Here is a 20,134-nt window from a genome sequence, read left to right as displayed (position 1 = left end):
GGGCGGCACAGAGCCGGCAGGCCCTGACCGAGACCGGCCAGATGATCGACCCCGCGCACCCCGGGCGGACCTCCGCCTCGGGGTGAACGCGGGTGAGCCGGGTTACGGCAGGGCCAGCATCCGCTCCAGGGCGAGCTTGGCGAACGCCTCGGTCTCCTTGTCGACCTCGATGCGGTTGACGAGGTTGCCCTCGGCCAGCGACTCCAGGGTCCAGACCAGGTGGGGCAGGTCGATGCGGTTCATCGTGGAGCAGAAGCAGACCGTCCTGTCGAGGAAGACGATCTCCTTGCCCTCGGGAGCGAAACGGTTCGCCAGGCGGCGGACCAGGTTCAGCTCGGTGCCGATGGCCCACTTGGAGCCGGCCGGGGCCGCCTCCAGGGCCTTGATGATGTACTCGGTCGAGCCGACGTAGTCCGCCGCGGCCACGACCTCGTGCCGGCACTCGGGGTGCACCAGGACGTTGACGCCCGGGATGCGCTCACGGACGTCGTTCACCGAGTCCAGGCTGAAGCGGCCGTGCACCGAGCAGTGGCCGCGCCACAGGATCATCTTCGCCGCGCGCAGCTCCTCGGCGGTCAGGCCGCCGTTCGGCTTGTGCGGGTTGTAGATCACGCAGTCGTCCAGGGACATGCCCATGTCCCGCACGGCGGTGTTGCGGCCGAGGTGCTGGTCGGGCAGGAAGAGGACCTTCTCGCCCTGCCGGAAGGCCCAGTCGAGGGCGCGCTGGGCGTTGGACGACGTGCAGATGAGGCCACCGTGCTTGCCGGTAAACGCCTTGATGTCGGCCGAGGAGTTCATGTACGACACCGGCACGACCTGCTCGGCTATGCCGGCCTCGGTCAGCACGTCCCAGCACTCGGCGACCTGTTCCGCCGTCGCCATGTCGGCCATGGAGCAGCCGGCTGCCAGGTCCGGCAGCACGACCTTCTGGTCGTCGGAGGTCAGGATGTCCGCCGACTCGGCCATGAAGTGCACACCGCAGAAGACGATGTACTCGGCCTCCGGGCGGGCCGCCGCGTCCCGGGCCAGCTTGAAGGAGTCGCCCGTGACGTCCGCGAACTGGATGACCTCGTCGCGCTGATAGTGGTGGCCGAGCACGAACACCTTGTCGCCGAGCTTCTCCTTGGCCGCGCGGGCCCGCTCGACCAGGTCCGGGTCGGACGGTGAGGGGAGGTCACCGGGACACTCGACGCCACGCTCGCTGCGCGGGTCGGCCTCCCGGCCGAGCAGGAGCAGGGCGAGGGGCGTCGGCTGTACGTCGAGCTCCTGGGTCTGGGCGGTGGTCACGACACGCACCCTTTCTGTTCTGCGGCTCGCCGGTCCGGGAAGCCGGACCGGCGGGTCATACGGGACGAACTCTTCGACCTTTTCGTCGAAATGACGTTATCTATCATAACTGCTTCACGTCAGTTTGACGATGGCCATAGTGTCGATGTGACATGAATCCCGCAGACGTCCTGATGTCACCCCAGGTGGTCCGGACGGGACGTTTTCCGCTTCCCGGCCCGTGTGCGAGCATGAAAGAAGGACCGGCCCGGCATGAACTTCAGGGACCGGCCCGGAATGAATCCGAGGCCCCGCCGGTTGCAACCGTCGGCAAGCAGTCTCCGTACAACCCGGGAGAGATGTAGATGTCCGTATCGGACGAGACCAGCACCGTCACCGACGGCATCATCCTGACCGACGCCGCCGCGTCCAAGGTCAAGACCCTGCTCGACCAGGAAGGCCGTGACGACCTCGCCCTGCGCGTCGCCGTCCAGCCCGGCGGCTGCTCCGGCCTGCGCTACCAGCTCTTCTTCGACGAGCGCTCGCTCGACGGCGACGTCGTGAAGGACTTCGGCGGTGTGAAGGTCGTCACGGACCGCATGAGCGCCCCGTACCTGGGCGGCGCCACGGTCGACTTCGTGGACACGATCGAGAAGCAGGGCTTCACGATCGACAACCCGAACGCGACCGGCTCCTGCGCCTGCGGCGACTCCTTCAGCTGACCCGCGGCCCCCTGCGGCGAGCCCGCTGAGGCGAGCCCCCTGAGGCAACACGACGGCGGCGCCCCCGAATACCGGGAGCGCCGCCGTCGTCGTGCCGGTCAGTGGGCCATGGACGTCTTCGGCAGCCGGGCACCCGGCTTGTCCAGCGGGACCCCGTGGCCGTTCGAGTCGACCACCCGGCGGTCACCGATCGGCTCGTCCAGCTGCACGGTCCGGTGGAACTCCTTGGCGATCATGATGCACACCTTGTCCGGCCACGGCTTCTCGATCACCGTCACCGCCACCCGGTCCGCCTTCTCGGCCGCCTTCACCTCGTAGTCCGCGCACACCCCGCCGGTGAAGCGCACGGTCAGCTCCCGGCCCTCGGCCGCGTACGCCTCCACCTGCACGTCCCGCGGAGCCGGTGCGGAGGTCGGCTCGTCCGGGCCGGTCGGCCGCGGGCTCGGCGGCTCGGTCGGCTCACCGGGCGGTACGTCCGAGGGGACCGGCGTCGGGGCGACCAGGAAGCGGGGCTCGACCGCCGGATGCGTCACCGTGAACGTGTCCTGCGCGCCCGGCGCCCGCACCTCGAACAGCCACGACGGCACCAGCGTCTGCCGAGCGTCCACATAGTGCGTCGCGAGCCCGAACACCGCGCCCCGCACCTCGATCTCCTGCGGCGGCGCCGGCTCCGGCTCGCACGGAGCCGACGGCTCCCTCCCGTCGTCCAGCGGCACCGGGCTCGCGCACTCGCCGATGCCCGAACGCTGCCCGGCATGGCCCGCGTTCATCTGCTCCAGCGTCTCGCGGGCGCCCAGCACCGGATACGTGTCGCTCTTCACCGGCGCCTTGAGCTGTCCGCTGCCGCCGACGATCTCGCCGTCCACGCCGATGGTCAGCCCGGTCATCCAGCCGTACGTCGGCAGCCCGCCGATCACCGGGTCCGCGTTCACCACGCGCTGCGCGCCCATGATCTGGCTCGCGTCGATCTTGGCGTCGTCCTGGCCGACCGCCTTCAGCACCGGCGCGGCCGCCTTCTTCGCGGCCTCCTCGCTCACCGGGTCGCCGGCCGGGGCCATGGGGCCGCGCTGCGGGCACTCGGTGGTGCTCTTGCAGCTGTCCGTGCCGGGCGCGTAGCGGTGGAACGTCCAGGTGCCCGGCGCCCGGAGGTTCACCTGGAGGGTCGGGCCGAAGCCGTCCTTCGCGCCGATCCGCCAGGACTGGCCCTGGAGCACCGGCGTCCCCTCCACCCCGAGCGCCGCCGCGAGCCGGGCCACCTCGGCCTTGTCGACCTGGCCCCGCGCCCGGAACACGGCCGCCGAGTCGGGGCCGTCGGGCAGCTTGCCCGATGCCTGGTAGACGGCTCCGTACGGGTTCGGCTCGCCCGGCGCGATGCCCTCGGCGCCGCCCTCGGAGTAGCCGTCGACGGGGAGCGGCGGGGGAGTGCCGTCGCCGCCGGGCGCGCCCGAGGCGGTGTCGCCACCCGAACGGTCGGCCGCGGACGCGGCGAGATAGGCCCCGCCGCCCGCCACCAGCAGCACGGCGGCGGCGACGGAGGCGGCGACCAGTGGCGACCGCCGCCGCCCGCCGATCGGCCGCTCCTCGCCGGACAGCGGGACGGACCTTCCACCCGCGCCGAGACGCACGGTCCGCTCGTCGGAGTCGTCGGAGTCGTCGGAGTCGTCGGAGTCGTCGGAGTCGTCGGAGTCGTCGGAGCCGTCGGCGGACTTGGCGGGCGCGGCGGATTCGGCGGTCGCGGCCCGGGGGCTGGTGGCCGGTTCGTCGGCCGCGGTGGGCCGGGGGTCCACGATGGGCCGAGGGTCCGCGGCCGGCTCGTCGCTCGCCGCGGGAGCGGCGTCCTCCGGCGCTTCGGCGGCGTCCGAGGCGCCAGGCGCGTCGGTGCCCGCCTCGGCCTGTGCCTCGGACTCGGCCGTGTCGGCGGTGCTCGCGTCGGCCTCGGCCGTGTCGGCCGGCCCGGCCGAATCAACGGGGCGCTCCGCAGCCCCGGCAGGATCGCTCGTGCCGGGGCTGTCGGCGGCGCCGGCCTCACCCGTGACGGCGTCGTCGCGGTCGGGGTTGTCGGGTCGCTCGGTGTTCACCGCATCGCTCCTGCTGCTGGAGGGTCGTATCCCACATCCCCGCGAGGGGGGACGGCGATGAGACGTAGCGGGCGAGCGTGCGGTTCCCTCGGGCGCGAGGGTTCAGCCTCCCGAGTGAGCCGGTTGCGCCGCAGGGGTGAGGAGCCGGTCAGTCCCCGTAGTCCGACATCGCGTCCAGCAGGCGCGCGGACTTCGACGGCACGGTCACGCCGTGGATGCTGGACGGGGAGACCGGACGGGACGTGCCCCGGTCGGGGGCGGCCCAGTGCCGGGCCATCCGGGCGCAGTCGCCGCGCAGCGAAGCCAGGTCGCCCTCGAGGTCGGCGGGTGCGGGGGCGGCGGGAGCCTTGAGGTTCGTCATGAACGCACCGTAAGCACGTCCGTACTCACGAAGAAAGATCTACTATCGGGTAGTTTTGGCGCCTTCAAGACCGCGCCACCCAGCGGGTAGCGTGGATTGTCATTGACCCTCCACCCAGGAGACCCTCGCCGTGCGCATCGCAGTCACCGGCTCCATCGCCACCGACCACCTCATGACCTTCCCTGGTCGCTTCGCCGACCAGCTCGTCGCGGACCAACTGCACACGGTCTCGCTGTCCTTCCTGGTCGACAACCTCGACGTACGGCGAGGCGGCGTCGGCGCGAACATCGCCTTCGGCATGGGCCAGCTCGGCACCAAGCCGATCCTGGTCGGCGCGGCCGGCTTCGACTTCGACGAGTACCGGGCCTGGCTGGACCGCCACGGCGTGGACACCGACTCGGTGCGGATCTCGGAGACCCTGCACACCGCCCGCTTCGTGTGCACCACCGACTCCGACCACAACCAGATCGGCTCCTTCTACACCGGCGCCATGAGCGAGGCCCGGCTGATCGAGCTGAAGACCGTCGCGGACCGCGTCGGGGGTCTCGACCTAGTCCTCATCGGCGCCGACGACCCCGAGGGCATGCTGCGCCACACGGAGGAGTGCCGGTCGCGTCGGATCCCCTTCGCCGCCGACTTCTCCCAGCAGATCGCCCGGATGAACGGCGACGAGATCCGCATCCTCCTGGACGGCGCGACGTACCTCTTCTCCAACGAGTACGAGAAGGGCCTCATCGAGTCCAAGACCGGCTGGACCGGGGAGGAGATCCTCGGCAAGGTCGGCGTCCGGGTGACGACCCTCGGCTCGCGCGGTGTCCGTGTGGAGCGGGTGGGCGAGGACCCGATCGAGGTCGGCTGCCCCGAGGAGGAGCGCAAGGCCGACCCCACGGGCGTCGGCGACGCGTTCCGTGCCGGGTTCCTCTCCGGCCTCGCGTGGGGCGTCTCCCTGGAGCGCGCCGCCCAGGTGGGCTGCATGCTGGCCACCCTGGTCATCGAGACCGTGGGCACGCAGGAGTACCAGCTGCGCCGGGCCCACTTCATGGACCGCTTCACCAAGGCGTACGGCCATGACGCCGCCGACGAGGTCCGCGGCCACCTGGGCTGACGCCTCTGCGCGGGGTCGTCGTCGCCGCCCGTCGGCCCGGCCCCGCGCTCGCCCAGCCCGACGAATCTGCCGACCGTGGGTTTCGTGGCTGCCGGTCGTCCGTGGCCGGTCGCGCAGTTCCCCGCGCCCCTGAAAGCGTGCAGTTGCCCGCGCCCCCCTCCGGAGAGGGTGCGGCTTCTCGTGCTCCGAGTGTGCGCAGTTCCCCGCGCCCCTAAAGAAGTGCGCAGTTCCCCGGGCCGCCTCCGGGAATGTGTGGGTCGCTGGAGTTCCAGTTTGCGCCTCGCGGTGCGGCGGGCGGGCCCGTGTCGCAGGCGGACCCTTACCCCCAGCCGTCAGCCGACTCTCCGTACCAGGTAGGCCGTCCCCCTCTCCGCCGGTTCCTCGCCCAGGTACTCCTGTCCGCGCATCTCGCACCACGCCGGGATGTCCAGGCGGGCCGCCTCGTCGTCGGACAGGACGCGGACCGTGCCGCCGACCGGCACGGTTGCGATGACCTTGGCGAGCTCGATGACCGGGATCGGGCAGCGCTTGCCGAGGGAGTCGACGACCAGCTCGTCCGCCTCCGCCGAGCGGACCACGGGCTCGGCCGCCGGGGCCCCGAGCTTCTCCCGTACGGCGGTCACGACTCCCGGCAGGACGTCCAGGAACCGGTCCACGTCCTGCGACGGCGTCCCCGCGGGCAGCGAGACCCGTACGTTCCCCTCGCTGAGCACTCCCATCGCCTTCAGCACATGGCTCGGCGTCAGGGTGCTGCTCGTGCAGGACGATCCGGACGAGACGGAGAAACCGGTGCGGTCCAGCTCGGTGAGCAGGGCTTCCCCGTCGACGTAGAGGCAGGAGAACGTGACGATGCCGGGCAGGCGGTGCTCGGGGTCGCCGACGACCTCCACGTCCGCCACCAGCTCGGGCACCCGCGTGCGGATGCGGTGCGTCAGTTCGCGCAGTCGCCGGGCCTCCTGGCCGGCCTCCGCGCGCACGGCCCGCAGGGAGGCGACGGCCGCGACGATCGCGGGGATGTTCTCGAACCCGGCGGCCCGCCCCGACTCCCGCTCGTCGACCGGTCCCTGAGCGGCGAACCGCACCCCCTTGCGCACCACCAGCAGCCCGACCCCGGACGGACCACCCCATTTGTGGGCGCTGGCCGTCAACAGGGACCAGTCGCCCTCGACGGGCCCCCACCCCAGCGACTGCGCCGCGTCCACCAGCAGCGGCACCCTCGCCGCCCGGCACACCTCGGCCGCCCCGGCCACCGGCTGCACGGTGCCCACCTCGTGATTGGCCGACTGGAGACACGCCAGCGCGGTGTCGTCCCGGAGGGCATCGGCGTACGCGGACGGGGAGACCCGGCCCTCGCGCCCCACCGGAACCCGGGTCACCGTCCCGCCCGACGCCTCGTGCAGCTCCGCCGAATGGAGTACCGAGGAGTGTTCGACCGATGACACGATCAGGTGGCGCCCGACGCGCCGTCGCCCGGCCAATGCCCCCGCGACGCCCGCGTGTACGGCCCGCGTGCCGGACGCGGTGAACACGACCTCGTCCGCCCGGCAGCCCACCGCGTCCGCGGTGGCCTCACGAGCGGCGTCCAGCAGCATCCGGGCCCGCCGTCCCTCCCGGTACAACCGCGCGGGATCGGCCCACCCTTCATCCAAAGAGGCCAACAGGGCCTGACGGGCAACGGGATGGAGCGGCGCACTGGAAGCAGCATCGAAGTAGGACACACGACAAAGCTAGAACGTCGGCAGGTCAACGTCCCAAAAGGGGCGCCGGACCGCGCCCCTGGAGGCTCCGCCACGGGGCCCGACAAGCCCCGACGAGACCCGCACCCGCCAAACCAGCGAACCACCCCCGTCGCTAGGCACCCCTCCCCGCGAACCCCCGGAAGGCGTCGGCTAGGGTTTGGTCCGCATAAACATCCAAACCCCTGCCCGACGCAGGGCGGCGACCGACCACCGAGCAGGGCAGGCCGCAGCCGATCGCGCGGGCGAGACTCTCGGGAAGGCGCTACGTGAGTCCCAACGGCTCCGACCGCTCGCCGCGGCGCCCGATGCGGCGGAAGCTGCTGCAGGCATTGACCGCGGGCCTGGTCCTGGCGACCGCCACCGGTTGCACATGGCAGGACTTCCCCCGCCTTGGCATGCCCACCCCCACCACAGAAGAGGCTCCGCGGATCCTCTCCCTGTGGCAGGGTTCCTGGGCCGCCGCGCTCGCCGTCGGCGTGCTGGTGTGGGGCCTGATCCTGTGGAGTGCCATCTTCCACCGGCGCAGCCGCACCAAGATCGAGGTACCTCCGCAGACCCGTTACAACGTGCCGATCGAGGCCCTGTACACGGTGGTCCCGATCATCATCGTCTCGGTCCTCTTCTACTTCACGGCCCGTGACGAGACGAAGCTCCTCGACCTGTCCAAGAAGCCGGACGTCACGGTCAACGTCGTCGGCTTCCAGTGGAGCTGGTGCTTCAACTACATCGAGAACGTCGAAGGTTCCAAGGGCGACGCCAAGACCTCCAAGGAACTGGACGCGATCCCGGACCGCTACAAGAAGGCGTTCCCGGCGAACGCCGGCGGTGTCTACGCCTGTGGCACGCCCGGTGAGCGCAACCCGCAGACCGGTAACCCGGGTCCGACCCTGGTCCTGCCCGAGGGCAAGACGGTCCGCTTCGTCCTGACCTCGCGCGACGTCATCCACTCCTTCTGGGTGGTGCCGTTCCTGATGAAGCAGGACGTCATCCCGGGCCACACCAACGCCTTCCAGGTGACCCCCAACTCGCCGGGCACCTTCATGGGCAAGTGCGCCGAACTGTGCGGCGTCGACCACTCCCGGATGCTGTTCAACGTGAAGGTCGTCTCGCCGGAGCGTTACGAGCAGTACCTGAAGGACCTCGCCAAGAAGGGGCAGACCGGTTACGTTCCCGCGGGCATCGAGCAGACCGCCCATGAGAAGAACCGGGAGACGAACAACCTGTGAGCATCCTCAACGAACCTCAGGGTGCCGGGGCAGCCGAAGACTCGTACTACGAGGACGAGCTGCCGGTCCGGCGCAAGCAGCCCGGCAACGTCGTGGTGAAGTGGCTGACGACCACCGACCACAAGACCATCGGAACGCTCTACCTGGTCACGTCGTTCGCGTTCTTCTGCATCGGCGGCGTCATGGCGCTGCTCATGCGTGCGGAGCTGGCCCGCCCGGGTCTGCAGATGATGTCGAACGAGCAGTTCAACCAGGCGTTCACGATGCACGGCACGATCATGCTGCTGATGTTCGCGACGCCGCTGTTCGCCGGCTTCGCGAACTGGATCATGCCGCTCCAGATCGGTGCCCCCGACGTCGCCTTCCCGCGACTGAACATGTTCGCCTACTGGCTCTACCTGTTCGGCTCGCTGGTCGCCGTGGCCGGCTTCCTCACGCCGGACGGTGCCGCGGACTTCGGCTGGTTCGCCTACTCCCCGCTGTCCGACGCGGTCCGCTCGCCGGGTCTCGGCGCCGACATGTGGATCATGGGTCTGGCCTTCTCCGGCTTCGGCACCATCCTCGGCTCGGTCAACTTCATCACCACGATCATCTGCATGCGTGCTCCCGGCATGACGATGTTCCGCATGCCGATCTTCGTCTGGAACGTCCTGCTGACCGGTGTCCTGGTCCTGCTGGCCTTCCCGGTCCTGGCCGCGGCGCTGTTCGCCCTGGAGGCGGACCGCAAGTTCGGCGCCCACGTCTTCGACGCGGCCAACGGCGGCGCGCTGCTCTGGCAACACCTCTTCTGGTTCTTCGGCCATCCAGAGGTGTACATCATCGCCCTGCCGTTCTTCGGCATCATCAGTGAGGTCATCCCGGTCTTCTCCCGCAAGCCGATGTTCGGCTACCAGGGTCTGATCGCGGCGACCATCGCCATCGCGGGTCTGTCCGTGACCGTGTGGGCGCACCACATGTACGTCACCGGTGGCGTGCTCCTTCCGTTCTTCTCCTTCATGACGTTCCTCATCGCCGTCCCGACCGGCGTGAAGTTCTTCAACTGGATCGGAACGATGTGGAAGGGCTCGCTGTCCTTCGAGACGCCGATGCTCTGGGCGACCGGCTTCCTGATCACCTTCACCTTCGGTGGTCTGACCGGTGTCATCCTGGCCTCGCCGCCGATGGACTTCCACATCTCGGACTCGTACTTCGTGGTGGCGCACTTCCACTACGTCGTGTTCGGCACCGTCGTCTTCGCGATGTTCTCCGGCTTCCACTTCTGGTGGCCGAAGTTCACCGGCAAGATGCTCGACGAGCGGCTGGGCAAGATGACCTTCTGGACGCTGTTCGTCGGCTTCCACGGCACCTTCCTGGTCCAGCACTGGCTGGGCGCCGAGGGCATGCCGCGTCGTTACGCCGACTACCTGGCGGCCGACGGCTTCACCGCCCTGAACACGATCTCGACGATCAGCTCCTTCGTGCTCGGCGCGTCGGTCCTCCCGTTCTTCTACAACGTCTGGAAGACGGCCAAGTACGGCAAGAAGATCGAGGTCGACGACCCGTGGGGCTACGGCCGCTCCCTGGAGTGGGCCACGTCCTGCCCGCCGCCGCGGCACAACTTCCTCACCCTGCCGCGGATCCGCAGCGAATCCCCGGCGTTCGACCTGCACCACCCTGAGATCGCCGCGCTGGAGCAGCTGGGCCACGGTGGCCAGGAAGCCGCCGCGCTGGCGGGCGGCAAGGAGGCCGGCAAGTGAAGATCCAGGGCAAGATGTTCATGTGGCTGGGCGTCTTCGTCCTCGCCATGGCCGTGTTCTACGGCGTCTGGTCGAAGGAGCCGGCCGGTACCACCGCGCTGTTCCTCGCCTTCGCCCTGTGTGTCATGGTCGGCTTCTACCTGGGCTTCACCGCCCGGCGTGTCGACACCGGCGCCCAGGACAACAAGGAGGCCGACGTCGCGGACGACGCCGGTGAGCTGGGCTTCTTCAGCCCGCACAGCTGGCAGCCGCTCGCGCTGGCCTTCGGTGGCGCGATGGCCTTCCTCGGCGTCGCCGTGGGCTGGTGGCTGCTGTACTTCTCCGCGCCGATCATCCTGATCGGCCTCTGGGGCTGGGTCTTCGAGTACTACCGCGGTGAGAACCGCACCCAGTAACACGCGCTGAGCGCACCGGAACCCGGACACTCCGTCAGGAGGGTCCGGGTTCCGCCGTTTCGCCGAATGTGCGTCCCTCTTACGAGTCACCCGGCGCGCCGTCGTTGACGAAGCTTCCTAGCGTGAAGTCATGAACACCTCCCCGCGCACCCGTGCCGTCGCCGGCTGCATCGTGCTGGCGATGACCCTGGGCTCCGCCCTCGCGGCCTGCGGCGGCGACGGCAACCCGCTGTCGGCGGCGCCGTACGACGCCGCGGACCAGATCTCCTTCAACACGCCCGACGACGAGGACAAGAAGGCCGACCCGGACAAGCCTCTGGAGATCACCGCAGAGGACTCCGACGGCCGGATCACCGACGTCACCGCCCAGGACGCCGCAGGGCGCCATGTGGCGGGCGAACTCTCCGCCGACGGCACGAGGTGGCACAGCACCTCACCGCTGGCCGCTGACGCCCGCTACACGGTCCGTGTGAGCACCGAGGACGAGGACGGCGCCCCCGGCCGCAGAATCGTTACCTTCGACACCGGCAAACCCCTCACCAAGAAGCGCCTGGACGTCACCTTCGGCCCCAGGACGGGGACCTACGGAGTCGGCCAGCCCATCACCGCCGAACTGTCCAAGCCGGTCAAGGACCGCGCCCAGCGCGCCATCGTGGAACGCGCCCTGCGGGTCGAGTCCGTCCCCCGCGCGGGCGGCGTCTGGCACTGGGTGAGCGACACGGAGCTCCACTACCGGCCCAAGGACTACTGGCCCGCCAAGGCCACCATTCGGGTCCGCAGCGAACTCGACGGCGTCAGGATCAGCGACCGCCTCCGGGGCGGCCGGGCCAAGCCCCTGAAGATCACCACCGGCGACAGTGTGATCGCCGTGACAGACGCTTCCAGCCACCGGATGACCGTCTACCGCAACGGCAAGGAGATCAAGTCGATCCCGGTCACCACCGGCAAACCGGGCTTCGACACCCGCAACGGAGTCAAGGTCGTGCTGGGCAAGGAGTACTACGTACGCATGCGCGGGACCAGCATCGGCATCGCCGAGGGATCCGCCGAGTCCTACGACCTGCCCGTCTACTACGCGACCCGCGTCACCTGGAGCGGCGAGTACGTCCACGCCGCCCCCTGGTCGGTCGGCTCCCAGGGCTACGCCAACGTCAGCCACGGCTGCACCGGCATGAGCACCGGCAACGCCGAGTGGTTCTTCGACAACGTCCGTGAAGGGGACCTCGTCCAGGTCGTCAACTCCGAGGGCAACACGATGGAGACCTTCGGCAACGGCTTCGGCGACTGGAATCTCAGCTGGCAGAAATGGCGCAAAGGCAGCGCCATCGTAGGCGGCACCCCGGAGACCCCGAACCCGGAACTCACGGCCCGCCTACGCCCGGCAGCCGTCTAGGAAGCCCCGCGAGCGGCCCGGAGCCACGCTGGACCCGGGGCCGAACGCCGCCCTTGAGGGGCGCGGGGCTGTGCTGGATGTTCGGGGCGCCTGAGTGCCTTCGGGGCGCGGGTTGTGCGCGACCGCCGGCCGTCCGTGGCTTGTCGCGCAGTTCCCCGCGCCCCTTCAGGGCGGCGTTCGACCGCGAGTGCACGCGCTCCCGCGGCGGAGCCGCACGGCACTCAGGCGCCCCGAGGCACTCAGGAGCCCTGAAGGCACTCAGGCGCTCCGAAGGCACTCACGGGCCCCGGAAGGGCCAAGGGCGCCCCGGAAGACGCTCAGGCGTCTCAGGCGCTCAACAACCGCTTGGAACGCAGCAGAGATGCCAACGCCGCCGCGAACTCCACCGGCTCCACCGGCAGCGTCACCGCCGCGTCGGCCCGGCTCCACGTGGCCAGCCACGCATCCTGCGGCCGCCCGATCAGCAGCAGCACCGGCGGGCACTCGAAGATCTCGTCCTTGATCTGCCGGCACATCCCCATGCCCCCCATGGGCACGGCCTCGCCGTCGAGCACACACACATCGATACCGCCGCGGTCCAGCTCCTTGAGCACCGCGGCCGGCGTCGCGCACTCCAGGAACTGCACCGCTGGGACGTCCGGGGCGGGCCTGCGCCCGGTCGCCAGCCGAACCTGCTCACGGGTGTTGGAGTCGTCGCTGTAGACCAGCACGGTGGCGGTCGGCTGCATGGTTCCTCCGGGACGTCAGCGTCGTACGGACGGGGCCGTTTGGGGCGGATGTTACTCCCCTGAACACCACGTCAACACTGGTTCGGCGGTCAGCAACACTCCGAACGGCACCCCCCGGAGTGAGGGCGGGATAAGCGACCGACATAATGTCGGTCGTGGCGACAGCAACGACAGTAGAAACCGGGCACGCGCACCCGTCGGTCAATCGGCCGAACCTCACCAGCGTCGGAACCATCATCTGGCTGAGTTCCGAGCTGATGTTCTTCGCGGCCCTCTTCGCGATGTACTTCACCCTGCGGTCGGTGACCGGCCCCGAGTTCTGGAGTGAGCAGGCCGAGGCCTTGAACTTCCCGTTCTCGGCGACGAACACCACCATCCTGGTGCTCTCCTCCCTCACCTGCCAGCTCGGCGTGTTCGCCGCCGAGCGCGGTGACGTCAAGAAGCTCCGGATGTGGTTCATCGTCACCTTCATCATGGGTGCGATCTTCATCGGCGGTCAGGTCTACGAGTACACCGAGCTGGTGAAGAAGGACGGGCTCTCGCTCTCCTCCGACCCGTACGGCTCGGTCTTCTACCTGACCACCGGCTTCCACGGCCTGCACGTGACGGGCGGTCTCATCGCCTTCCTGCTGGTACTCGGCCGTACCTACGCGGCCCGCAGGTTCACTCACGAGCAGGCGACGGCCGCCATCGTCGTGTCCTACTACTGGCACTTCGTCGATGTCGTCTGGATCGGCCTCTTCGCAACGATCTACATGATCAAGTAGCAGGAACCGATCACTCGCGTTTCCCGAAGCGCACATCCAGAAGCATCGACGCAGAAGATCCTGACACCGGGGTAATCCGTGAAAAAGCTCTCCGCACGACGACGCCATCCGCTGGCGGCGGTCGTCGTCCTACTCCTCGCGCTGGCGGCCACCGGGGGGCTGTACGCCGTGTTCGCGCCCGCGGACAAGGCGCAGGCCGATGAAACCTCCCAGTCCCTCGCCATCGATGAGGGCAAGAAGCTCTACGCCGTAGGCTGCTCCAGCTGCCACGGCACCGGCGGTCAGGGCACCTCCGACGGTCCGAGCCTGGTCGGCGTCGGCGCCGCTGCCGTCGACTTCCAGGTGGGCACCGGCCGTATGCCGGCCGCCACCTCCCAGGGCGCCCAGGTGCCGCGGAAGAAGACGATCTACTCGCAGGCCGAGATCGACCAGCTCGCGGCCTACATCTCCTCGCTGGGCGCCGGCCCGACCATCCCGACCGAGGAGCAGTACGGCCCCGAGGGCGCGGACATCGCCGAGGGCGGTGAGCTCTTCCGTACCAACTGCGCGCAGTGCCACAACTTCACCGGCAAGGGCGGTGCGCTCACCAAGGGCAAGTACGCTCCGTCGCTCGAGGGCGTCGACCCCAAGCACCTCTACGAGGCCATGCAGACGGGCCCGCAGAACATGCCCTCGTTCCCCGACACCACCCTGTCGGAGCAGAACAAGAAGGACATCATCGCCTACCTCGACGCGGTCAACGGCGACGACACCGAGAACCCGGGCGGTCTGGAGCTGGGCGGCCTCGGGCCGGTCAGTGAGGGCCTGTTCGGCTGGATCTTCGGCCTCGGCTCGCTGATCGCGGTCGCCGTCTGGGTCGCCGCTCGGACCGCAAAGGCCAAGAAGTCATGAGTAGCCAAGACATTCCCGAAGAGAACCTGCCCGCCGAGGCGCACGCAGGTCACGACGAGCACGGCACGCTGAGCGTCGCGGACGAGAAGAACCCGTTCGCCGACCCGGGCCTGCCGCCCCACGAGCACCGGATCCAGGACATCGACGAGCGGGCCGCGCGGCGGTCCGAGCGTGTGGTCGCCCTGCTGTTCACGATCTCGATGCTGGCCACCGTCGGGTTCATCGCCTCCTATGTGGCGATCCCGCACGACAAGGCGATCTTCGTCTTCCCGCTCGGTCACATCAACGCGCTGAACTTCGCGCTGGGCCTGACCCTCGGCACCGCCCTCTTCTGCATCGGCGCGGGCGCGGTCCACTGGGCCCGCACCCTGATGTCCGACGTGGAGATGACCGACGAGCGTCACCCGATCGAGGCGTCCCCCGAGCTGCGGGCCCAGATCCACGAGGACTTCCGCCAGGGCACCAAGGAATCCGCGATCGGCCGTCGCAAGCTGATCCGCAACACCATGCTCGGCGCCCTCACCCTGGTGCCGCTGTCCGGTGTCGTGCTGCTGCGCGACCTCGGCCCGCTGCCCGAGGACAAGCTGCGTCACACCCTGTGGCGCAAGGGCAAGCTCATCGTCAACATGAACACCAACGAGCCGCTGCGTCCGTCCGACGTCGCCGTCGGCTCGCTGACCTTCGCCAAGCCCGAGGGCCTGGAGGAGGACAGCCACGAGTTCCAGAACGAGATCGCCAAGGCCGCGCTGATGATCGTCCGGCTCCAGCCGGAGGACATCAAGGACAAGCAAGAGCTTGCGTGGTCGCACGAGGGCATCGTGGCGTACTCCAAGATCTGCACCCACGTCGGTTGCCCGATCTCGCTGTACGAGCAGCAGACGCACCACGTGCTGTGCCCCTGTCACCAGTCCACCTTCGACCTGTCCGACGGCGCCCGCGTGATCTTCGGTCCCGCCGGTCACGCGCTGCCGCAGCTGCGTATCGGCGTGAACGACGAGGGCTACCTCGAGGCGCTCGACGACTTCGAAGAGCCCGTCGGTCCTGCCTTCTGGGAGCGCGGATGAGCACCAACGAGAACAACACCGCAACATCGGCCACCGACGCGGCGGGCCGCTCCCGCGGGAAGGCTGGGGCCGGCGAGCGCATGGCCGACTGGGCCGACGGCAGGCTCGGGATCTTCTCCCTGGCCAAGTCCAATATGCGCAAGATCTTCCCCGACCACTGGTCGTTCATGCTGGGTGAGATCTGCCTCTACAGCTTCCTCATCATCATCCTGACCGGCGTGTATCTGACGCTGTTCTTCCACCCGTCGATGAACGAGGTGGAGTACCACGGCAGCTACGTCCCGCTCCAGGGCCAGCTGATGTCGGAGGCCTTCTCCTCCACGCTGGACATCAGCTTCGACGTGCGCGGTGGTCTGCTCATCCGGCAGATCCACCACTGGGCGGCGATCATCTTCCTCGCCGGCATGTTCGTGCACATGATGCGCGTGTTCTTCACCGGCGCGTTCCGCAAGCCGCGTGAGATCAACTGGCTGTTCGGCTTCCTGCTGTTCGTCCTGGGCATGTTCACCGGTTTCACCGGCTACTCGCTCCCGGACGACCTGCTCTCCGGCACCGGTGTCCGCTTCACGCAGGGCGCCATCCTGTCGGTGCCGATCGTCGGCACGTACATCTCGATGTTCCTGTTCGGCGGGGAGTTCCCGGGCACCGACTTCGTGGCCCGCTTCTACTCGATCCACATCCTGCTGCTGCCGGGCATCATGCTCGGCCTGGTGGTCGGCCACCTGATCCTGGTCTTCTACCACAAGCACACGCAGTTCGCGGGTCCGGGCAAGAGCAACAAGAACGTCGTCGGCATGCCGCTGCTGCCGGTCTACATGGCCAAGGCCGGAGGCTTCTTCTTCCTGGTCTTCGGTGCCATCGCGGCCCTGGCCGGCATCGCGTCCGTCAACCCGATCTGGGCGATCGGCCCCTACCGGCCCGACCAGGTCTCCACCGGCGCCCAGCCCGACTGGTACATGGGCTTCGCCGAGGGTCTGATCCGCGCCATGCCGGGCTGGGAGGTCAACTTCTGGGGTCACACGCTCGTCCTGGGCGTGTTCATCCCGCTGGTGCTCTTCGGTGTGTTCCTGGCCATGATCGCGCTCTACCCGTTCATCGAGTCGTGGATCACCGGCGACAGGCGCGAGCACCACATCCTGGACCGCCCGCGCAACGCCCCGACCCGTACGGCCTTCGGTGTCGCCTGGGTCACCGGCTACATCATCATGCTGATCGGCGGTGGCAACGACATCGTCGCCACCCACTTCCAGCTGTCGATCAACGCGGTCACCTGGTTCGTGCGCATCGGGTTCTTCGTCGGCCCGGTCCTCGCGTTCATCGCGACCAAGCGCATCTGCCTGGGCCTCCAGCGCCGCGACCGGGACAAGGTCCTGCACGGCCGCGAGACCGGCACGATCAAGCGCCTGCCGCACGGTGAGTACATCGAGGTGCACGAGCCGCTCAGCCAGGAGCAGCTCTACACCCTCACCGCGCACGAGCAGTACAAGCCGGCCGAGATCGGTCCGGCGGTCGACGAGAACGGTGTCGCCCGCAAGGTGAAGGGCTCCGACAAGATGCGCGCCAAGCTCAGCAACGCGTACTTCGGCGAGGACTCCCAGATCCCGAAGGCGACCGTCGACGAGTACAAGGAGATCACGAGCGGCCACGGCCACCACTGATCACTGCGTTCGCCACGCCACAGCGAAGGGCCCCCGTCCGGTGTTCGGACAGGGGCCCTTCGCCCTGCCCGGGGCTGGATAGGCTGGGATCACACTCTCTTACGACACTCAGGAGCGGCTGATGAGCGCTGTGACCCCCGCTGGAGGCGACACCGCGGCGGGCCGTTCCTGGCCCCTGGTGCTGAACGCCCTGCTCGAAGGGCAGGACCTGAGCGCCGAGGCGACCGCCTGGGCGATGGACCGGATCATGCGCGGCGAGGCGACGGACGCGCAGATCGCCGGGTTCGCGGTGGCGCTGCGGGCCAAGGGCGAGACCGTCCAGGAGATCACCGGCCTGGTCCGCACGATGTACGAGCACGCCAACGTCATCGAGGTGCCCGGGGCGACCGTCGACATCGTCGGCACCGGCGGCGACGGCGCCAAGACGGTGAACATCTCCACCATGGCCTCGATCGTGGTGGCCGGCACCGGCGCGAAGGTCGTCAAGCACGGCAACCGGGCCGCGTCCTCCGCCTCCGGCGCCTCCGACGTGCTGGAGAAGCTCGGGGTCAACCTGGAGCTGGCCCCCGCGCGGGTGGCCGAGGTCGCCGACGAGGTCGGGATCACCTTCTGCTTCGCGGTGAAGTTCCACCCGGCCCTGCGGCACGTGGCGGCCGCCCGCGGCCAGCTCGGTATCCGCACGACCTTCAACTTCCTCGGCCCGCTGACCAACCCGGCCAAGGTCAGGGCGCAGGCCATCGGTGTCGCGGACGCCCGGATGGCCCCGATCGTGGCCGGTGTCTTCGCCGAGCGCGGCAACTCCTCCCTCGTCTTCCGCGGCGACGACGGCCTCGACGAGCTGACGACCACCGCCACGTCCCGGGTGTGGGTGGTCCGCGACGGCAAGGTCACCGAGGAGACCTTCGACCCGCGCGAGGTCGGCATCGACCTGGTCCCCGTGGAAGCCCTGCGCGGCGCCGACGCCTCCTACAACGCCGAGGTGGCCCGCCGCCTCCTCGACGGCGAGCGGGGCCCGGTCCGCGACGCGGTCCTGCTGAACGCCGCTGCCGCCCTGGTGGCCCTGGAGCCGGCCGACGCGTCCCTGACGGAGCAGATCCGCGCGGGGATGGCGAAGGCGGCCGAGGCGATCGACTCGGGCGAGGCCAGGCGCACCCTGGACCGCTGGGTGAGCGCGACCAACGCCTGAGCGGTGCGACGAGACGGTCCCGCGATCCGGACACGGGTTGCGGGACCGCGATCATTTCGCGTACTTTCCTCAACAGGTCATGAGTGACAGTCATACGGCCCCGGCCGACTGTCCGGCAACCCTCCGTCCGTGGCGGGGTGCCCCGGGTGAAGACCAGGCCGTGAGCGCAGGGCTCAGGGCAAGCGCGGACCCCTCGCGACATCAGGGGTCCTGGTCGTCGAGGAGTCTTCCGTGAGCAAGCGAATGCGCTAGGGCCTGTCCTTCTGGCAGGCCCGGGTCGTCGAGTCCCGTCCCCGCATCTCTCTTTCACTTCTTCACCCACGCCCGAGCCGTGTCCGCACGCCGCTCGCGGGGTGAATTCCTTCTGCCTTCACGGGAGTTCCGCCATGTCCGTCTCCACCGCTGCCGCCGACCAGTCCGTTTGCACCCCGCTGCCCGTTCTGGGCCGGGATGTCACCGTCCCGCTCGTGACCGGCGGCGAGGTCACCTACGCGGCCCTCGACTACGCGGCCAGCGCCCCCGCCCTCCAGCGGGTCTGGGACGACGTGGCCGCCTACGCCCCGTACTACGGCAGCGTGCACCGCGGCGCCGGTTATCTCTCGCAGCTCTCGACGGACCTCTTCGAGAACGCCCGCCGGACCGTCGCCGAGTTCCTGGACTGCCGGGAGAACGACCAGGTCGTCTTCACCCGCTCCACCACGGACTCCCTCAACCTCCTCGCCCGCGCCCTGCCGGCCGACTGCCAGGTCTTCGTCTTCGAGACCGAGCACCACGCCTCGCTGCTGCCCTGGCAGGACGCCAAGGTCAGCTACCTCGACGCCCCGCGCACCCCCGGCCAGGCCGTGCGCACCCTGGAGCGCGCGCTCGCCGCCCGCGACCCGTACGGTCCGGCCCTGGTGTGCGTGACGGGTGCCTCCAACGTCACCGGCGAGCTGTGGCCGATCCGTGAGCTGGCCGCGGCGGCGCACGCGCACGGCGCCCGGATCGTGCTGGACGCCGCCCAGCTCGCCCCGCACCACCCGGTGAGCGTGCGCGACCTCGACGTGGACTGGATCGCCTTCTCGGGACACAAGCTGTACGCCCCGTTCGGCTCGGGCGTGCTGGCGGGCCGCGCCGACTGGCTGCGCGAGGCCGATCCCTACCTCGCGGGCGGCGGAGCCAGCCGCACTGTCACCCGGCGTGAGGACGGCGGCGTGGACGTGGAGTGGCACGAGAGCGCCGCCCGGCACGAGGCCGGCTCCCCGAACGTCATCGGGGCCTACTCCATCGCCTCGGCCTGCAAGGCCCTGACCGAGGCAGGCTGGGACAACCTGGTCGCCCGTGAGACCCAGCTGATCGCCCGGGTCCGCGCGGGCCTCGCCGAGGTCCCCGAGGTCAAGGTGCTCTCCCTGTTCGGCGACGACGCCCCCCGGGTCGGCGTGATCTCCTTCGTCGTCGAGGGCTGGAACAGCTCCCACTTCGCCGCCGCGCTCTCCGCCGAGTACGGCATCGGCGTCCGCGACGGCCTCTTCTGCGCCCACCCGCTCGTGCGCACGCTGCTCGGCAGCGACCCCCAGACCCAGGGCGAGTGCGGCGCCCCGGAGGCCGCGCCCGGGGAGAAGTCCCTCAACGCCATCCGGGTGAGCTTCGGCGCGGGCACCCCGGACGAGCACGTCGACCGCTTCGTCGCCGCGGTGAAGGAACTGGTGACCGAGGGCGCGAAGTGGACCTACAGGACGGAAGAGGGCCGCTGCGTTCCGGCGGTGTGAGGCAGCGCCCTCAAGGGGGCGCGGGGCGGCTGCCACCGCGTGGGCGCGGCCGCCTCCAAGGCGCGGGGCCG

The 20,134-nt window shown here is 69.6% G+C and carries 17 protein-coding genes and 1 riboswitch; of the genes, 12 read left to right on the top strand and 5 right to left on the bottom strand.

Annotated features, from left to right (window positions below):
• Positions 1 to 102: 102 nt before the first annotated feature.
• Complete coding sequence (gene nadA, locus ABZZ79_RS13030) at positions 103 to 1,287, bottom strand: quinolinate synthase NadA (RefSeq protein WP_356688992.1); 1,185 nt, start codon at positions 1,285 to 1,287, stop codon at positions 103 to 105.
• 344 nt (positions 1,288 to 1,631) lie between these two features.
• Here nadA and erpA point away from each other — a divergent pair, with 344 nt between their 5' ends.
• Positions 1,632 to 1,988 (top strand): iron-sulfur cluster insertion protein ErpA, encoded by a 357-nt coding sequence (gene erpA / locus ABZZ79_RS13025; protein ID WP_356688991.1) that lies wholly within the window; start codon positions 1,632 to 1,634, stop codon positions 1,986 to 1,988.
• A gap of 98 nt (positions 1,989 to 2,086) precedes the next feature.
• Here erpA and ABZZ79_RS13020 read toward each other — a convergent pair whose 3' ends face one another.
• Positions 2,087 to 4,066 (bottom strand): hypothetical protein, encoded by a 1,980-nt coding sequence (locus ABZZ79_RS13020; protein ID WP_356688990.1) that lies wholly within the window; start codon positions 4,064 to 4,066, stop codon positions 2,087 to 2,089.
• A gap of 148 nt (positions 4,067 to 4,214) precedes the next feature.
• Positions 4,215 to 4,427 carry a hypothetical protein gene (locus ABZZ79_RS13015; RefSeq protein ID WP_356688989.1) on the bottom strand — a complete coding sequence of 71 codons (213 nt, stop codon included), beginning with the start codon at positions 4,425 to 4,427 and terminating at the stop codon, positions 4,215 to 4,217.
• A gap of 130 nt (positions 4,428 to 4,557) precedes the next feature.
• Here ABZZ79_RS13015 and ABZZ79_RS13010 point away from each other — a divergent pair, with 130 nt between their 5' ends.
• The gene (locus ABZZ79_RS13010; protein ID WP_356688988.1) at positions 4,558 to 5,532 is read left to right on the top strand and encodes a carbohydrate kinase family protein; all 975 of its coding nucleotides are present in this window, start codon (positions 4,558 to 4,560) and stop codon (positions 5,530 to 5,532) included.
• A gap of 332 nt (positions 5,533 to 5,864) precedes the next feature.
• Here ABZZ79_RS13010 and ABZZ79_RS13005 read toward each other — a convergent pair whose 3' ends face one another.
• Complete coding sequence (locus ABZZ79_RS13005; protein WP_356688987.1) at positions 5,865 to 7,250, bottom strand: aminotransferase class V-fold PLP-dependent enzyme; 1,386 nt, start codon at positions 7,248 to 7,250, stop codon at positions 5,865 to 5,867.
• 287 nt (positions 7,251 to 7,537) lie between these two features.
• Here ABZZ79_RS13005 and coxB point away from each other — a divergent pair, with 287 nt between their 5' ends.
• From coxB to ABZZ79_RS12985, 4 genes are all read left to right on the top strand, one after another.
• On the top strand, positions 7,538 to 8,497 hold the full coding sequence (gene coxB, locus ABZZ79_RS13000) for a cytochrome c oxidase subunit II (RefSeq protein ID WP_356688986.1): 960 nt from the start codon (positions 7,538 to 7,540) through the stop codon (positions 8,495 to 8,497).
• Positions 8,494 to 10,233, top strand: coding sequence for a cytochrome c oxidase subunit I (ctaD, locus tag ABZZ79_RS12995; RefSeq protein WP_356688985.1), 1,740 nt, complete (start codon positions 8,494 to 8,496; stop codon positions 10,231 to 10,233). Before coxB ends, ctaD begins: the two co-directional genes overlap by 4 nt.
• Entirely contained in the window at positions 10,230 to 10,628 is a 399-nt protein-coding gene (locus ABZZ79_RS12990; RefSeq protein ID WP_356688984.1) for a cytochrome c oxidase subunit 4, read from the top strand. Before ctaD ends, ABZZ79_RS12990 begins: the two co-directional genes overlap by 4 nt.
• A gap of 130 nt (positions 10,629 to 10,758) precedes the next feature.
• Positions 10,759 to 12,021, top strand: coding sequence for an Ig-like domain-containing protein (locus ABZZ79_RS12985; protein WP_356688983.1), 1,263 nt, complete (start codon positions 10,759 to 10,761; stop codon positions 12,019 to 12,021).
• A 326-nt stretch (positions 12,022 to 12,347) separates the two neighbouring features.
• Here ABZZ79_RS12985 and ABZZ79_RS12980 read toward each other — a convergent pair whose 3' ends face one another.
• The gene (locus tag ABZZ79_RS12980; RefSeq protein WP_356688982.1) at positions 12,348 to 12,749 is read right to left on the bottom strand and encodes a hypothetical protein; all 402 of its coding nucleotides are present in this window, start codon (positions 12,747 to 12,749) and stop codon (positions 12,348 to 12,350) included.
• 146 nt (positions 12,750 to 12,895) lie between these two features.
• Between ABZZ79_RS12980 and ABZZ79_RS12975 the strand changes: the two genes are divergently transcribed.
• The 6 genes from ABZZ79_RS12975 to ABZZ79_RS12950 all read left to right on the top strand — a co-directional run bounded on the left by ABZZ79_RS12975 (position 12,896) and on the right by ABZZ79_RS12950 (position 20,063).
• Entirely contained in the window at positions 12,896 to 13,516 is a 621-nt protein-coding gene (locus ABZZ79_RS12975; protein WP_356688981.1) for a heme-copper oxidase subunit III, read from the top strand.
• A gap of 78 nt (positions 13,517 to 13,594) precedes the next feature.
• Positions 13,595 to 14,407, top strand: a complete 813-nt coding sequence (locus ABZZ79_RS12970; RefSeq protein ID WP_356688980.1) for a c-type cytochrome — start codon at positions 13,595 to 13,597, stop codon at positions 14,405 to 14,407.
• A complete protein-coding gene (locus tag ABZZ79_RS12965; RefSeq protein ID WP_356688979.1) occupies positions 14,404 to 15,471 on the top strand; it encodes a Rieske 2Fe-2S domain-containing protein in 1,068 nt (355 codons plus the stop codon). Before ABZZ79_RS12970 ends, ABZZ79_RS12965 begins: the two co-directional genes overlap by 4 nt.
• Positions 15,468 to 17,129, top strand: coding sequence for a cytochrome bc complex cytochrome b subunit (locus ABZZ79_RS12960; protein ID WP_356688978.1), 1,662 nt, complete (start codon positions 15,468 to 15,470; stop codon positions 17,127 to 17,129). Before ABZZ79_RS12965 ends, ABZZ79_RS12960 begins: the two co-directional genes overlap by 4 nt.
• Positions 17,130 to 17,250: 121 nt before the next feature.
• Positions 17,251 to 18,315 carry an anthranilate phosphoribosyltransferase gene (trpD, locus tag ABZZ79_RS12955; RefSeq protein ID WP_356688977.1) on the top strand — a complete coding sequence of 355 codons (1,065 nt, stop codon included), beginning with the start codon at positions 17,251 to 17,253 and terminating at the stop codon, positions 18,313 to 18,315.
• 75 nt (positions 18,316 to 18,390) lie between these two features.
• Positions 18,391 to 18,506: riboswitch (SAM riboswitch) on the top strand.
• Positions 18,507 to 18,701: 195 nt separating this feature from the next.
• Positions 18,702 to 20,063: an aminotransferase class V-fold PLP-dependent enzyme gene (locus ABZZ79_RS12950; protein WP_356688976.1), complete on the top strand. Its 1,362-nt coding sequence runs from the start codon at positions 18,702 to 18,704 to the stop codon at positions 20,061 to 20,063.
• Positions 20,064 to 20,134: the final 71 nt, after the last annotated feature.

Source organism: Streptomyces sp. NPDC006458 (assembly GCF_040612135.1).
GTDB lineage: Bacteria > Actinomycetota > Actinomycetes > Streptomycetales > Streptomycetaceae > Streptomyces.
Note: the sequence above shows the minus strand (reverse complement) of the source record. Positions and strands in the feature narration are given on the sequence as shown.